Annotated in this window: 13 protein-coding genes; 1 reads left to right on the forward strand and 12 read right to left on the reverse strand. The window is 35.4% G+C overall.

Going from position 1 to position 16,911, the window contains the following annotated elements; genetic code table 11:
• Positions 1 to 153 precede the first annotated feature (153 nt).
• Positions 154 to 1,617 carry a nicotinate phosphoribosyltransferase gene (locus MHH71_RS12840; protein WP_006093496.1) on the forward strand — a complete coding sequence of 488 codons (1,464 nt, stop codon included), beginning with the start codon at positions 154 to 156 and terminating at the stop codon, positions 1,615 to 1,617.
• A gap of 171 nt (positions 1,618 to 1,788) precedes the next feature.
• Here MHH71_RS12840 and MHH71_RS12845 read toward each other — a convergent pair whose 3' ends face one another.
• The 12 genes from MHH71_RS12845 to MHH71_RS12900 form a co-directional block, all read right to left on the reverse strand.
• Positions 1,789 to 4,155 carry a heavy metal translocating P-type ATPase gene (locus tag MHH71_RS12845; RefSeq protein ID WP_006093495.1) on the reverse strand — a complete coding sequence of 789 codons (2,367 nt, stop codon included), beginning with the start codon at positions 4,153 to 4,155 and terminating at the stop codon, positions 1,789 to 1,791.
• Positions 4,156 to 4,182: 27 nt separating this feature from the next.
• A complete protein-coding gene (locus MHH71_RS12850; protein WP_003195140.1) occupies positions 4,183 to 4,560 on the reverse strand; it encodes an ArsR/SmtB family transcription factor in 378 nt (125 codons plus the stop codon).
• A gap of 223 nt (positions 4,561 to 4,783) precedes the next feature.
• Entirely contained in the window at positions 4,784 to 5,347 is a 564-nt protein-coding gene (locus tag MHH71_RS12855; protein ID WP_003205860.1) for a class I SAM-dependent methyltransferase, read from the reverse strand.
• A 122-nt stretch (positions 5,348 to 5,469) separates the two neighbouring features.
• A complete protein-coding gene (locus MHH71_RS12860; RefSeq protein WP_018765586.1) occupies positions 5,470 to 6,885 on the reverse strand; it encodes an amino acid permease in 1,416 nt (471 codons plus the stop codon).
• 104 nt (positions 6,886 to 6,989) lie between these two features.
• Positions 6,990 to 8,123 (reverse strand): alanine dehydrogenase, encoded by a 1,134-nt coding sequence (ald, locus tag MHH71_RS12865; protein ID WP_003194943.1) that lies wholly within the window; start codon positions 8,121 to 8,123, stop codon positions 6,990 to 6,992.
• A 649-nt stretch (positions 8,124 to 8,772) separates the two neighbouring features.
• Positions 8,773 to 9,873: an ABC transporter ATP-binding protein gene (locus tag MHH71_RS12870; protein ID WP_006093491.1), complete on the reverse strand. Its 1,101-nt coding sequence runs from the start codon at positions 9,871 to 9,873 to the stop codon at positions 8,773 to 8,775.
• 67 nt (positions 9,874 to 9,940) lie between these two features.
• Complete coding sequence (locus MHH71_RS12875; protein ID WP_033798613.1) at positions 9,941 to 10,648, reverse strand: HAD family hydrolase; 708 nt, start codon at positions 10,646 to 10,648, stop codon at positions 9,941 to 9,943.
• Positions 10,641 to 12,068 carry a CehA/McbA family metallohydrolase gene (locus MHH71_RS12880; RefSeq protein ID WP_033798612.1) on the reverse strand — a complete coding sequence of 476 codons (1,428 nt, stop codon included), beginning with the start codon at positions 12,066 to 12,068 and terminating at the stop codon, positions 10,641 to 10,643. The genes MHH71_RS12875 and MHH71_RS12880 overlap by 8 nt, the downstream gene beginning before the upstream one ends.
• 90 nt (positions 12,069 to 12,158) lie before the next feature.
• Positions 12,159 to 13,520: an extracellular solute-binding protein gene (locus MHH71_RS12885; RefSeq protein ID WP_033798611.1), complete on the reverse strand. Its 1,362-nt coding sequence runs from the start codon at positions 13,518 to 13,520 to the stop codon at positions 12,159 to 12,161.
• A gap of 24 nt (positions 13,521 to 13,544) precedes the next feature.
• Positions 13,545 to 14,363 (reverse strand): carbohydrate ABC transporter permease, encoded by an 819-nt coding sequence (locus MHH71_RS12890; RefSeq protein WP_033799604.1) that lies wholly within the window; start codon positions 14,361 to 14,363, stop codon positions 13,545 to 13,547.
• 10 nt (positions 14,364 to 14,373) lie between these two features.
• Complete coding sequence (locus MHH71_RS12895) at positions 14,374 to 15,240, reverse strand: carbohydrate ABC transporter permease (protein ID WP_006093486.1); 867 nt, start codon at positions 15,238 to 15,240, stop codon at positions 14,374 to 14,376.
• A gap of 164 nt (positions 15,241 to 15,404) precedes the next feature.
• Positions 15,405 to 16,193 (reverse strand): DeoR/GlpR family DNA-binding transcription regulator, encoded by a 789-nt coding sequence (locus MHH71_RS12900; RefSeq protein WP_033798610.1) that lies wholly within the window; start codon positions 16,191 to 16,193, stop codon positions 15,405 to 15,407.
• Positions 16,194 to 16,911: the final 718 nt, after the last annotated feature.

Raw genomic sequence — 16,911 nt, forward strand, 5'->3', positions numbered from 1 at the left:
TTCCAATTGAAGTAGCTAAATTTCATGCTAAAAACATGTTATATCACCAATATTACCAAACATTAAAATCACTCTTTCTTATTAGAAATGGATTCTTTGGCATAAACTAGAAAAAACGATATAATATAACCAAATTACGGAGGTGTTTTCACAATGAATCATTATAAAGATGATAGTTACGCCTTACATACAGATTTATATCAAATCAACATGACTTATACATATTGGAAAGACGGCATTCATAATCGCCGCTCTGTTTTTGATTTATATTTCCGAAAGCTTCCATTTAAAAATGGTTACGCCATTTTTGCTGGTCTTGAAAAAATTATAGAATACATAGAGAATTTTCGTTTTACCGAAAGTGATATCACTTATTTAAAAGAGCTACAATTTGAAGAAGAGTTTCTACAGTATTTACAAAACATGAGGTTTACCGGGACAATTCGTAGTATGCAAGAAGGAGAAGTGGTTTTTAATAACGAGCCATTATTGCGCGTTGACGCACCGCTTGGTGAAGCTCAAATTATTGAAACCGCCTTGTTAAACATTGTGAATTACCAAACATTAATCGCTACAAAAGCAGCTCGCATGAAACATGCAGCGAACAATGATGAACTATTAGAATTTGGTACACGCCGTGCTCATGAATTTGATGCGGCCCTTTGGGGTACACGCGCAGCCTTTATCGGTGGATTTTCTTCTACAAGCAATGTCCGTGCTGGAAAACGATTTGGTATTCCAGTTGCTGGTACGCATGCTCATTCCTTTGTCCAAGCATACCGTGATGAATATATTGCATTTAAAAAGTATGCTGAAACACATAAAAAATGTGTTTTTCTTGTCGATACATACGACACATTAAAATCTGGTGTACCAAATGCCATTCGCATCGCGAAAGAATTTGGTGACCGCATTGATTTTTATGGTATTCGTCTTGATAGCGGCGATATGGCTTATTTATCAAAAGAGGCACGAAAACTACTTGATGCAGCTGGATTTACAAATACAAAAATCATCGCTTCTAGTGATTTAGATGAATATACAATTATGCATTTAAAATCACAAGGGGCAAAAATTGATGTATGGGGCGTCGGAACAAAATTAATTACATCATTTGAGCAACCTGCCTTAGGAGCTGTTTATAAGTTAGTTGCGATTGAGGATGCGAATGGCACATTAAATGATACGATTAAAATCTCTTCTAATCCTGAAAAGATTACAACGCCAGGATTAAAACGAATTTATCGAATCATTAATCGCGTTAACAATCATGCAGAAGGTGATTATATCGCTTTAGAATCAGAAGAACCTGAGCAGGAAGAACGTTTAAAAATGTTCCATCCTGTCCATACGTACATCAGTAAATTCGTGACAAACTTTGAAGCACGCGAGCTTCATCATAACATTTTCACAAATGGTAAAAGAACATATGAATTACCTAACATATTAGACATTCAAAAATACACAGAAAACAGCTTAGCACTATTTTGGGAAGAATATATGAGAACACTAAATCCCGAAGAATATCCTGTAGATTTAAGCCAAGAATGCTGGGATCATAAAATGAATTACATTCAAACCGTACGGGATCAGGTTTCAAAAAATATACAAAAATAAAAAGAGAAGCCTTCGCTTCTCTTTTTATCCCGCTATTTACGGGCAGTAATATCCCACCTCAAAGTTCAGCAAAAGAAGTTAGCTGGGAGATAAATTGCCCGTAGAAGCCCGATTCGTGAGGGCTAATAATCAGTGGGAGATATCCCCCACTGATTAAAGTTTTACTTTATTTTACAAATCTTTCACTCTAAGCACACGCATCGCATTCAATACAGCAAGTAGCGTAACGCCCACATCTGAGAAAACAGCTTCCCACATTGTTGCAATTCCAAATGCACCAAGTAATAAGACCAGTCCTTTCACACCAAGTGCAAAGATAATATTTTGCCATACAATGTTCCGTGTACGTTTGGCAATTTTGACAGCCGTTGCGATTTTAGAAGGTTCATCTGTCATGATTACAATATCCGCCGCCTCGATTGCTGCATCAGATCCTAATCCACCCATCGCAATCCCGACGTCTGCTCTCGCTAATACTGGTGTATCATTAATACCATCACCAACGAACGCAACTTTTTCTTTTGCTTGTTTTGCACTATCAATTTTTTCAATTTCTTCTACTTTTTGTTGTGGCAATAATTCAGCGTGAACCTCATCTAAGCCAAGCTCCTTACCAACAGCTTCTCCAACTAATTTCGCATCACCTGTTAACATTACCGTTTTCTTAATACCAAGTTCTTTCAACTTTTGAATTGCTTGTTTTGAGTCCTCTTTTACTTCATCTGAGATGACAATATAACCAGCGTATGCACCGTCTACAGCAACGTGAACAAGCGTGCCCACTGTTTGCGGCTGTTCAAATGTAATATTTTCTTTTTTCATTAATTTTGCATTGCCCGCAAAAATTTCTTTACCTTGTACTTTTACAACTGTACCATGACCGGAAATTTCACTATAATCCTCAATCATATTTTCATCAATTGATTTTCCATATGCACTTCGAATAGATTGTGCAATTGGATGATTTGAATAAACTTCCGCAAATGCAGCATATTCAAGGAGTTCTTCTTTTGTAGTTGCTCCATTTGGCTCCATCTTTGTTACCTTGAATACACCTTTTGTTAATGTTCCTGTTTTGTCAAAGACGATATGTTTCACATCATTCAGTGCTTCTAAATAGTTACTTCCTTTGATTAAAATACCGTTTTTAGAGGCTCCACCAATACCGCCAAAGAATCCAAGTGGAATAGATACCACTAATGCACATGGACAAGAAATAACAAGAAACACTAATGCACGATAAATCCAATCAGAGAATGTAGCCCCTTCTAAAATAAGAGGTGGAATAAACGCTAATGCCGCTGCCGTAATAACTACGACCGGAGTATAGTAACGCGCAAATTTCGTAATAAAGTTTTCTGTTGGTGCTTTTCGGCTACTTGCGTTTTGTACTAAATCTAAAATTTTCGATACAGTTGATTCACCAAATTCTTTTGTTACTTCAATTGTTAACACACCATTTTGGTTCACAAAACCACTTAATACATCTTTCCCAACTTCTACTTCACGCGGTACAGATTCACCTGTTAATGCTGAAGTATCTACCATTGATGTTCCTTCAACTACTTTCCCATCTAATGGTACTTTCTCACCTGGTTTAACAATGATATAATCCCCAATTTGTACATCTTCCGGTGAGACTTGTTTTGTTTCATTGCCAACTTTAACGTTTGCATAATCAGGACGAATATCCATTAATGAAGTAATCGATTTTCGAGAACGATTCACCGCAATACTCTGGAATAACTCACCTACTTGATAAAACAGCATAACTGCGACAGCCTCTGGATATTGCCCGATTGCAAATGCTCCAAGTGTAGCGATTGCCATTAGAAAGTTTTCATCAAATACTTGCCCGCGTGTTATGTTTCTCACAGCTCGCCAAACAATATCTCCACCAATGAGTAAATATGCGATAACGAAAAGTGGAATTATTATCATTTGTGGTAATCCTGCAAGTGCAGCGACTCCTGTTAAAACACCACCAATCGCTAAGCGCCATAGCATTTTCTTCACATTTCCTTCACCGTGATCGTGACTATGTCCATGATCATGACCTGTTTTTTCTTCACGGACAACTTTTACATCTGGCTCTAATTTATGAACAATATTTTTAATATCTTGTACTGTCGTTTCAAGCTCTTTTTTATTTGCCACTTCTATTTTTAATTTCTTCGATACAAAGTCAACAGCGGCCGCTGAAACCGTAGGCATCTCTTTTACCTTTGTTTCAATCTTCATTGCACAATTTGCACAATCTAGCCCTTCTAATACAAATACTTCTTTTACAACTTTTGTTTTCTGTTCATCCTTTACTTGAATGTGCGGTTCTAATTTCGTAACAAGCTGTTTCGCTTCAGCAACAACATTATTTTCTTTATTTTGTTCTGTTTCTAAAGTCATTGTCTTAGTTGCGAAGTTCACGGAACAAGAGGAGACACCTTCTAATCCTCCGACCCCTTTTTCAATTTTCATCGCACAGTTCGCACAATCTAATCCTTCTAACACAAGTTTTCGTTTCACTAGTGCTTCTGCCATCTTTCTCCCTCCTTGTGCTTTTATTTTCTATTCTTCCTCATTTACGTGTTCAAACGCTTGCTCAAAGATATGAATTACGTGATGGTCAGCTAATGAATAATACACAACCTTTCCTTCTTTACGGTTTTTCACAAGTTTTGCTTGCTTTAAAACACGCAACTGATGAGAAATAGATGATTGTGTCATGCCGAGTAAATACGCTAAGTCACATACGCACATTTCTGCTTCAAATAATGCGTGTAAAATGCGGGTACGCGTACGGTCACCTAATACTTTAAATAATTCTGCCACTTTACTTAAACTTTCGTCAGCTGGAATCGTTTGTTTCACTTGATCAACAACTTCTCCATGGATAATTGTTTGAGAACATGCTTCTTGACATGTTTCTACTTTATTTTCAGCCATTATAGCTCACCTCTTCATTTGAACATATGAACAACCATTCATATATCTTATGCTTTTATTATATGAGCGTCCATTCATATGTGTCAATAAAATCCGTAACAAATTTTCCGAACATTTTGTTCAAATTTAAAAACATATCACTTATTTTCCACATCCGTTATATTCTTCATACAAAAAGGATGTACGAAAGTTTCTATCCTTTCGTACATCCTTTTTTCTTCATTTATTCACCTTTCACTGCATCAACAATTAAAGAAACAAACCCTAACTTTCCATCCTGATTTCTATGATCAAAGCGTTTAGACCGATAAATAAATCCTTCTTTTTCATCCCAATCATTATAATGAAACTCTCCGCTCTCATCACAATACTCCAAAAGCTTCACCTGAAATCCTGCGCTCTCAAACATGGATATTATCGTTTTATAATTGTGAACAATTTTATGGCTCGCCGCTGGATGATCTAGTGGTCCAGGTCCCCCAACTTGTACCCCTTCTTGATATTCTTCATCCGGGAAAAAGCTATCCGGAACCGCACAGCGAATATAACCACCGTTCTTTAAAAATTCATAACACACTTTCGCTGCTTCTACACCTTCCTCATATGATAAATGCTCCCATACATGCTCCGCTAAAATTACCTCTAAAGAGTTACTATCAAACCTTTTTATCCAATCTTCTCTTTTTAATAAATTCAATTCATCTTCATTTGTATGTAACCATCCTGGGTTATTGTTAATTTCTCCTGCACCAACAACAATTTTTAATTCGTCTTTTACAACCATCATTTCACCCCTTTGAATATTTCAACATATAAATTCTACAAGATACTACTTTTTCCTCCTTTGACCAAAAGAAAAAACCTTGCGCGCTCCCTAGGCACACAAGGCTTACAATTTATTATATCCCCTTAATTAGCTTTTTCTAAGCTATCTTGCGAACTTGTATCTTCTTTTAAATGACTATGTTTTTTCGAATAAACAAAGTATACAACTACTCCAATTGCTAACCAAGCACCGAAGTACATCCATGTTGTTAATGGTAGATTGAACATTAAGAATAGACAACATGCGATTGAAATGATTGGTAAAGTTGGTACAAGTGGTACCATAAATCCGCGCTTTAAATTCGGATGTGTTTTACGAAGAATGATAACAGATACACCAACCATCGCAAATGTTAATAACGCTCCAATATTCGCTAAATTCGACAATTCTTTTAAATCGATAAATCCAGCAATTAAAGCACTACCAATCCCTGTTAACCAAGTTGAAAATGTTGGTGCTTCTGTCTTCTTGTTAATTTTCGCAAAAGATTCTGGCAATAAACCGTCACGACTCATTGCAAAGAATACACGTGTTGTTGCGTAAATATAAGCAAAAATTACAGCCATAATACCAATTACAGCTCCAATAGCAATTACACCAGCTACTTTATCTTGTCCGACAACTTCTAGTACATAAGCCATTGCTTCTGGTACATCTAATTCTTTATAAGAAACCATACCAGTCATAACAAGACAAACTGCAACATAAATGATCGTACAAATAACTAACGAAGCAATGATACCAATTGGAAGGTCACGCTGTGGATTTTTTACTTCTTCTGCTGAAGTTGCTAATGCATCAAAACCTAGGAAAGCAAAGAATACTGCTGCTCCTCCGGCAAAGACTCCACTTAAACCGTACGGTGTAAATGGTACCCAGTTTTCTGGTTTTACGTAGAATACACCAACTGCAATAAATAAGACAACAATAGCAATTTTAATTAATACCATTGCGTTATTTACACGCTTACTCTCTTTCGTACCACGTGATAACAACCATGTTAATACGAGCGTGATGATTACTGCTGGCAAGTTCACAATACCACCTTGAGATGGAATCGTTAACAGCGCTTTTGGAATTTCCAATCCAAATCCACTTATCAGGTTATGGAAGTAACCTGTCCATCCGCCAGCTACGGCCGCTGTTGTTACAACATATACAGATAGTAACGTCCATCCCATTAAATGGGCTACAAACTCACCAATTGTTGCATAAGAATATGTGTATACACTACCTGAAACAGGAAGTGTCGAAGCAACTTCCGCATAACATAATGCTGCAAATCCACAAACAATTGCTGCAATCATAAATGAAAAAATAACTGCTGGACCAGCATCTCTTGCTGCCACTAATCCAGTTAATACAAGAACTCCTGTACCGATTATCGCACCAATCCCTAGCATTGTTAGGTCAAATGCCCCTAGTGTTTTCGTCAAAGTTTTACTTTGACTTTCCCCTAACAGTTGCGTAACGGATTTCTTTTTAAATAGGTTGGCCACGATGTATGCCCCCTTTGACTAAGAAGAGCTAAGAGGTCTTCTCTCTTAGCTCTTATCATGTTGTATTAAATATTGTTCGATTTTTAGTTTGTATTATGCTTCAATTAGCAAGATACAGTTTCTGCTTCTAATAATTCTTTTGCACCTTTGTATTCTACACCGTGAGCTTCTGCAACTGCTTCGAATGTTACATAACCAGCTAATGTATTAATACCTTTTAATAATGCAGAGTTGCCTAGGCAAGCTTCTTTGTAGCCTTTGTTTGCAATTTGTACTGCGTATGGTACTGTTACGTTTGTTAATGCAAGAGTTGATGTACGTGGAACCGCACCTGGCATGTTTGCAACTGCATAATGAACAACGCCGTGTTTTTCATAAGTTGGGTTATCATGAGTTGTAATACGATCAGTTGTCTCGAAAATACCACCTTGGTCAATTGCGATATCTACTACAACAGAACCTGGTTCCATTGATTTAATCATTTCTTCTGTTACAAGTTTTGGCGCTTTTGCACCTGGAATTAATACCGCACCGATTACAAGATCAGACTCTTTTACAGCTTCTGCGATGTTGTAAGGGTTAGACATTAGAGTTTTCACTTGGTTACCGAAAATGTCATCTAATTGACGAAGACGTTCTGCACTTAAGTCGATGATTGTTACATCCGCACCTAGTCCAACTGCAATTTTAGCAGCATTTGTACCAGCTTGTCCACCACCGATAATTGTTACTTTACCACGTTTTACTCCTGGAACGCCTGCAAGCAAGATACCTTTGCCGCCTTTGTTTTTCTCAAGGAATTGTGCACCAATTTGTGCAGACATACGACCAGCTACTTCACTCATAGGTGCAAGTAATGGTAAAGAACGGTTTTCTAATTGTACTGTTTCATAAGCAATTGAAACAACTTTCTTTTCAATTAATGCTTTTGTTAATTCTGGTTCTGGAGCTAAGTGTAAGTATGTGAATAAGATTAAACCTTCGCTAAAGTGCTTGTATTCGCTTTCAATTGGTTCCTTAACTTTCATTACCATATCCATGTTCCAAGCTTCTTCAGCTGTATCAACGATTTTTGCACCTGCTTCAACGTACTCAGCATCTGTAAAACCAGATCCTATACCTGCACCCTTTTGAATGAATACTTCGTGATTGTTACGAACTAAATGTACAACACCAGCTGGTGTCATTGCCACACGGTTTTCGTTGTTTTTAATTTCTGTTGGTACCCCAATACGCATAATGAAATGCCCCCTTATAATTAACAGAAAAAAGGAATTCTTTTTTCTTTTTTTAATAATTAATAACTTATGTCCTTATTCTAGCATAACTTAAAAGTTATGAAAACGCTAACATACTAGATTTTAAAAGTTTTTATATTTTGAATAGTGTAAATATAAAGAACTTTATTTTTCAGGGGGATTTCTCATATTCCGTTTATCTATCACTCTCTTTTTATTATAGACTTTGCAATCCAACGTTAATCTTTTATTATTTGACAATAATATAACAATGTGAAAAAACAATACAAACCGCATACATATGCAATTAAAATCCCCTGTAACATTTTAGAAGTATATTCTTTTTTATATAAATCCATTTTAATTTTTCAACATATAAATGACTGCTATGAAGAGAAGAAGGTGACTTTACACTCGGTTGTTCTTGGCATGGGATAGGATAGGAAAAGAATTTGACCGCTTCTATGCATGGCCGAATGCTCTCGTCCACCTAAAAAGAAAGGAGGTTTTCATGTCATTTTTTCAACTTGTATTTATATAAAACAAACCTGTTAAAGGAGTTCATCAACAACAAAGGCCTATCCCTGTTTCGGATAAGCCCAATGAAATTTATTCCATCAAAGTGTTGATGACTTAATAATGAAATAATCTATAAAACAATTCGTTTTTCAGTTTCTGTGTCAAAATAATGGACTTTGTCCATATTCAAGGCTAGATCCATCTCAGATTGACTATGCACATCAACCGAGGAGTTAACACGCGCAACAAAGGATTGACCATTGATGTTGGAATAAAGATATGTTTCTGATCCCATTAATTCTGATACATCAATCGTTACCGTTATCTTTGTATTATACGTTAAATCTAAAAGCGCTTTCCCATAATAAAAGTCTTCTGGACGTATTCCTATAATGATTTCTTTATTAACATACCCTTTGTCTCGTAAGCTTTTCATCTTCTCTTCTGGAACTTCAATTTTCCATTTATCAATCATAACAGCATTTTCTATTAATATTCCTTTGAAAAAATTCATTCCAGGAGAACCAATAAAGCCTCCGACAAATACATTCTCTGGTCTTTCATAGACCTCTTTAGGGGTACCGACTTGTTGGATGATACCATCCTTTAGCACAACTAAGCGTGTCGCCATTGTCATCGCTTCTATTTGATCATGCGTAACATATACAGTTGTTGTTTGCAGCTGTTGGTGTAACTTTGTAATCTCAGCACGCATTTGAACGCGTAGTTTCGCATCTAAATTTGATAACGGCTCGTCCATTAAGAAAACTTTTGCATTCCGAACAATCGCTCGACCTAATGCAACACGCTGACGTTGTCCACCTGAAAGTGCTTTTGGCTTTCGATCTAAATATTTTTCAAGCCCAAGGATCTGTGCTGCATGTTTCACACGTTGATCAATTTCCGTTTTCCTATATTTTCGCAACTTTAAGCCGAACGCCATATTATCATAAACTGTCATATGCGGATAAAGAGCATAGTTTTGAAAAACCATTGCGATATCTCGATCTTTCGGTGTCACATCATTTACACGCTCTCTATCAATATAAAAGTCTCCCTCTGAAATTTCCTCAAGTCCTGCAATCATACGTAATGTCGTCGATTTCCCACACCCTGAAGGCCCAACCAAAACAATAAATTCTCCATCATTTACTTCTAGATTAAAATCTTTTACGATTGTCACATCATGATCATATTTCTTATAAATATTTTTGAATAATAGCTGAGCCATAATTGCCTCCTATAATTTGAGCTATTTTAAAGATACTGCTATCGACAATATTGATCACACCGTTGTTTTATAAAATTTCGGAAATATCCTTCATACTGTCTAAAATATAATCTGCTTCTCCTTCTAAATCTTCCTTCTTACTCGCACCTGACAGGACGCCCACTACTTTAATGTTGCTATTTCTTGCAAATCTAACGTCTGTTAATGTATCACCTACCATAAACACATCTTCTTCAGCCAGTGAAAATTTTTCTTTGAACATATGATAAAAATCACTTTCAGGTTTTGTTTTATTAACGCCATCATCTGCACCTAAAAAATCTACATAATCATATAATCCTGTCATTTTAAGTGAATGAATGGCTGCATCAACGTCGTCTGCTGTAACAACCCCAATTACATATTCATGGTCTTTTAAATATTTCAATGTTTCCTTTGCACCTTCCACTTCTGTAAATACGAGATCATCTGCTGTAGAGTGTTTTTTAAATAATACACATACATCATGAATAAAGCTCTCTTTATCCAAGTTTTGATTTTCTAATAACGAAAACCATGCAGCCGCAATAAAGTAATTTGTTCGACAAGCTAGTAAACTTGTACTCTCAAAATCGTTATCACTCATACCAATAATCTTTAGGTAGTCATTTCGTTTACTCTTTTCATTTGGATACATTTGAAATATATCATCTAGCACACAATGAACAATTTTGTACCAGACAGAGTCTAGCTGTATTAGTGTTCCATCTTTATCAAAAATAATTCCTTTATTCACCTTCTAATCCCCCTAAAACTTCATGCCATGTTTTAATATTCTTATGCCTAACGTTATTATGAATAGGATTTATAAACGCTACTAATTCATTATCTTCCCAACCCTCAACTCTGGCATATGCTCTTTCATTTAAATAAAAGTCAAAGGTTACATGGCTGCCAAATTCTTTTTCGATAATTTGGCCATCCACAATCAACCTCCACTCACAAGGCTTATCTGTATGAATGTTGTAATGAATATTTCCTTTAGCCCCATCACCGACATAAATGGTTTCACCTTCGTTTTGAATATCTATCTCTAACTTCCTAAATCGAGAAAAATAAATTCTGCCTCTTTGAATAGCATCCTTTAAATTTTTAATAGATAAACCATTACATAATACATACGTTCCTGGGTCGCCATAAATCGATGGATCTTTAGATCCTGGGAACGTTTTAGATGGATGTAAATGAGAATCACTTCCTCCTATCCCCCAGATTTTAAGACCATTTAACCACATTTGATCGAAGAACTTTAAAGCTTCTAAAGTAGAAGGTTTGCTTTTTTTATAAGTCGGATCACACATGATTTCCATTGTATGAACATTTTCTAAGTTAATATCAATTTGGTTCGCCCAAGGCTTCATAAACGGATGATTCACGCTAATTAAATAACCTTTTTCTTTCATGAGAGCAAATAGTTCATTCATACTTTTCGCGTAAAACGATCCATCGAGACACTCTGTAAAATTAATATATTCTTTCATACCGAACATATTGTAATGACCGTACGGAGTTGTAAGTTCCATAGATGGTATGATTAATGTGCTTCCTTTTTGATACGATGGCATGACAATGTTGTGTTCCGTCGCATATAGAAAATCCAACTCTTGTTTTTCACATACGCTCATTGCCAGTTCGTCATCTATCTCGCCATCCGTTACATTTGTATGGACATGAAAATCTCCTTTGTACCAACGATGCTCTTCATTCACTACTTTTTCAAAATCGCTTTCATGAATAAAGACATTTTCTTTGCAAAAATATTCTCGGTTATATTCTCGTTCTAACTCACCATTCACTGCTATATTTACTGTATAGTCAACTTTTCTTCCAGCAAACTTTACTGCTTTATTTGCACAATGAGGGATATATACTACTTCTAATTCCCAATTTCCAGGCGGTATTTCGCCGCCAACGCAACCAGCTGAACAAAACTTTGGATTTGTTGCAACAACTAGTTTTTCGTCAACAATTGGTGTTTGATACTGTATACGCACATAACCTTTAGAGTCTCTCAAAATTAATAAAAGCGGAATTTTCCGACTGACTCCTTGATTGATCGTTAATGTGAAATTGACAATATCGGTTACATCCATTAGAAAAGAATGTTTATTTTTTACGAATGGAGAAAGAGTCATCGTACCTTTCATTTCAATCATGATTCCCACACCTTTTTTTATATTTTAATGATAGAATCATAGAGGCACTTCTTCGTTCAAAAGCACCTCACATTTCTCTTCAAAGTAATATTATTTCTTCTTTTTCAACGCTTTATCTAATTCTTCCTGGGCAACCTTAGCTGCTTCATCTAATGCTTTTTTTGCAGGGACTCCTTCAATTTCTACTTTATCCTTCGCTACATTTAATGCGTCATTGATTTTACCACCTGTTGGATCGACAAATGGTGCAACTCCGTATTGATTTGCTTGCTCTAATGGAACTAATGCTTGTGGTTGTCTTTTTACAAATTCAGCATAAGGCTCATACTCTGTTACATTGTTACGAACAGGGATATAGCCTGTTGCCATTGACCATTCAGCCGTTTTCTCAGTACTTGTCGCAAATTTCATAAAGTCATATGCACCTTTTGCTACTTCTGGATCAACATTTCTCGTTAATGTGAATAAATACGTTTCTAATTTTGGTGCTGGTTTATGATCACCCCAAGCTGGTTGTGGTAATGCCCCAAATGTATTCAGGCGTTCTTCCTCATTCATTCCTTTACCTAACGATTTAAAAACAAATCCTTGGTCACCAGATGAACCTGTAAATCCTAACGTTCTACCTTCAACAAGATCAATTATTGTTTTATCCCAATATTCCCATCCAGTTCCGCCTGAATGAATATTCATAATTTTATCTTCGTGAAGCCATGTACGGAATTTTCCCCATACTGTAACCCAAGTTTCATCGTTAATTAATACTTTTGTTCCATCTTCACTTAATACATTTCCGCCAGCACTGCGAACCGCGTCAATTAAGTTGGACGTACCCCACATTGGCATCCAACCTGTGTATGTGACATTACCATTTGCGTCATGTTTTGCTACTTTTTTCGCTACTTTTTCTACGCCTTCCCACGTCTTTAAATCTTCAGCAGTAAAACCATTCTCCGCTAACACTTTTTTGTTGTAATAAAAAACTTGAGTTGTACCGTAAAAAGGAATTCCATATAATTTCCCATCAATTGTTGCTTGATCCATAAAACCTTTTCCATACTCTTCTTTTTTTAATTCATTATCTTTTTTAACATATTCATCTATAGGTACAATTAACTTTTTCTTAGCATATTCTTGAATGACGTCTGAACCTAACAATGCAATTGCTTCTTGGTTATTCGCTGCAAATCCACTTTGAAGTTTTTGATAAGACTCATCATAGTTACCAGCTTTCGTCGTCTTCACTACATATTTGTCCTGACTTTTATTGTATTCCTCCACAATCTTATCTACACGATCTGCAAGAGAACCACCTACTCCATTAATAAATGGGACAACAATCTTATCCCCTTCTTTACTTGCTTTAACAGTACTTCCTTTTCCGCCTGAACAGCCTGCAAGTGCACTAACAAACAATGACAAAATTGTTAGAAGCATGAATAATTTTCTCATCCCAAATGTCTCCTTTATATTTAGTTAACCTTTTATTCCTGAATCAGTAACGCCTGAGAGGAACCATTTTTGTAAAACTAAAAATACGAGTAAGAGTGGCACCGTCGCGATTGTGCTTGCAACCATAATGTGTGACCAATCTCGGCCTAAGGAACTATTAATGAAATAATCAGCAATTCCGTTAGTAATTAACTTTTGTGTATTATCTTTCAATATAAGAGCTGGCCAGATGTAATTATTATAATTACCAATAAATGTGACCAATCCTAGTGTTACAAATGATGATCGTGTCATTGGAAAAACAATCTTCCAAAGAATACTCCAATCACTTGCTCCATCAATTTTGGCTGCTTCTACTGTTTCATAACCAATCTTGTGGAATGATTGTTTTAAATAGAAAATACCGAATACACTAACAGCCATAGAAATGATGTATCCAAAATGCGAATTAAGCAACCCAAAATTTCCTAACATCACATATACAGGAACATACGATACAGCTCCAGGAATCATATAGGTTGCCATGACGATACTAAACGTTAAGTTCTTCCCTTTGAACTTATAAAATGCCAACATATAAGCAAAGAGTGCAGACGAAACAAGTACATATATCGTAATAATGAAAGAGGTATAAAAACTATTAAATAAATACGTGTTAAATGGAAGAATTTCTAATACTTGACGATAATTTTCCCAGTGAAATTCCTTAGGCCAGAAGCTTCCTTGTAATACTTCACTGGATGTTTTAAACGAACCAAGTACCATCCATATGAATGGAAAGACAAACAGGATACTTGATAAAGCTAAAAAGAGATGCTTTATGATTAATGGAGCTTTTTTCATATTATTCATCTTAATAGTTCACCCACTTGTCACCTATTATCTTGTTTATAACAGATAGTAGAATTGTAATGATTAATATAATAAATGCGATTGCCGTTGCAGAGCCCATATCGAACTGTTCAAACGCTTGTTGGAAGAATAAATAAAGTAACGTCCGCGTCGATCCACTAGGTCCACCTTGTGTTAAGATTTTAATTTGATCGTAAGCCTGCACCGAAGAAATTGTATTGACAACAACTAGAAAGAAAGTTGTCGGTGAAACCATCGGTAGTGTTACATATCGGAATTTCTGCCATGAATTCGCTCCATCAATACTAGCCGCTTCATACAAGCTCTCTGGTACTTTCTCTAGTGCACCAATATAGAAAAGCATCGTCCATCCAACTAATTTCCATACTGTTACAATAATGACTGCTAACATCGCTGTCTCACTACTCTTCAGCCAATCCAAACCTGGTATCCCGAAAAAAACTAGTACCTCATTAATAACTCCAAATTTAGGTTCATATAAAAGCGACCATACAATCGATACAGCTACTGTTGGTGTTACCCAAGGTGAAAAAATCAATAATTGATAAATTGCAGAACCTTTGAATTTTTTTCGGAAGAACAATGCGAAACCCAAACCTAATGCAATCGTTGGAATAACTGTCCCAATTCCGAAATAAAGAGTGTTTAACAATGCCTGTATAAAAGAATCCTGTGTAAACAAATTAAAATAGTTATCTAAACCAACAAAATTAAAGTCATTTGTCATGAAATCCCAGTCTGTAAAACTAATACCTAAACTAATTAAATTCGGAACAATCCAAAATAATATTAGAGGTATTCCAACCGGTAATAAAAAGAACACAGCTTTTGATAATTTTATTTGCATTCTTGTCACCTCCTAATTCATATTGTACGAGCACATTATTAACGCAATATTGTTATTATGTTAACGAATTGTAAAAACAACATATCAACAACATAAAACAACACATTAACAAAAAAGACTATTTCTCATGTCACTAAGAAATAGTCTACTTTAAGATTTTCTTTCTATACTGTTATTACTTCAACCCCTTTACTTATTAGGACGTTTTGCCATACTTCATCAAGTTTAGCATTTGTATATAGTGCATCTATATCATCAAAATTTCCACTTTTATAAAACTTTGTTAAATTAAACTTTGACTCATCTATCATCATCACAACTTGTTTTGCATTTTTCTTTAACTGCTGAAAAACTTGTGCGTCTTCAATATATGAACATGTCAGTTCTTTTTCTAAAGAAACTCCATCACACGAAGCAAATAATTTATTAACAGTGAAGTGGTCAAGATAGTTTAGCATCATGTCTCCAGACAATGCTAATGAATTGGAATTTAGCATTCCACCAAAGACTATTAATTTACAATCAAATGAATCATACTGTTCTTTAAGCTCAATAACTTTATTAACAGCTGGTATCGAGTTTGTTAGGATCGTCAAATTCTTTTTATCATGTATAAAATCCAAGACTTGCATCGTAGTCGTTCCAATTTCAATTGCAATAATATCATTATTTTCTACCAATTTACTTGCTTCCATAGCAATCTTTCGTTTTTCTTCAATATTCTCAGATCGACGTTTGTCAAAGTAAAATTCAATAGTATGATCTTTTTTCTTAACTGCACCACCGTGTATTTTCGTAAGCTTCCCTTCCTTATGCATCATATCTAAATCTCTTCGTATTGTTTCTGTCGTAACATTTAACGCCTTGGCTAAGTCATTTACCATCACTCGATTGTATTTTTCTAGCTCATCCAGTATGTGTTTTCTTCGTTCAAATTGTGTATAGGATTTCATTTCATTAACACCTCTTCGTATTACACAAAATATATATAGTTTTAAAGACCCTTATAAAGGCTAGAGTGATACCTTTAAAATCACACCATTTCCAGCAGTATTAAACAATTATCTTTCTTCGATCCATCTTTACTCATTTACTTAAAGTATAGTGTAACTAGTCAGCAATTTCATCTAAAAGGCAAATTGTATAGTTTGAGGATTTTTCGTGTATACTTCAGATTAGCAATTTCCCCCACAAAATTCGCAAACTATTTCATTTTATTAATCTTCATTTTTCGCATTTCTATTTTTATTATATCCCTTCAAAAGGAATGCTGACTTTATATTTTTATATAATAATATAAAAATGTAAAAACCAACACAAAGTGCATATATATATGCACTTTAAATTCCCTATAACATTTTAGAAGTATATTCTTTTTATATAAAGCGAAACTTCCATCACCAATCGGGCTTTTACGAGCAGTTTCCCCCCAGCCCTCTTCCTCGCTTTTCTCTGAATCTTGAGCTGGGTATTACTGCCCGTTAATGCGGGATAAATCCATTTTGATTTTCCGACATATAAGTTACGGCTATGAAACTAAAAAGAGATCTCCATTTGTTTTATCCTTTTGGTTTCACACGACATGAGGCTAAAAAAGTCTCTGACCGCTTCTATGCATAGCCGAATGCCCTCCTCTCCCACCTAAAAATTAGATTTTATGTCGGTTTTTCA

Source organism: Bacillus sp. FSL H8-0534, from assembly GCF_038005885.1.
GTDB lineage: Bacteria > Bacillota > Bacilli > Bacillales > Bacillaceae_G > Bacillus_A > Bacillus_A pseudomycoides.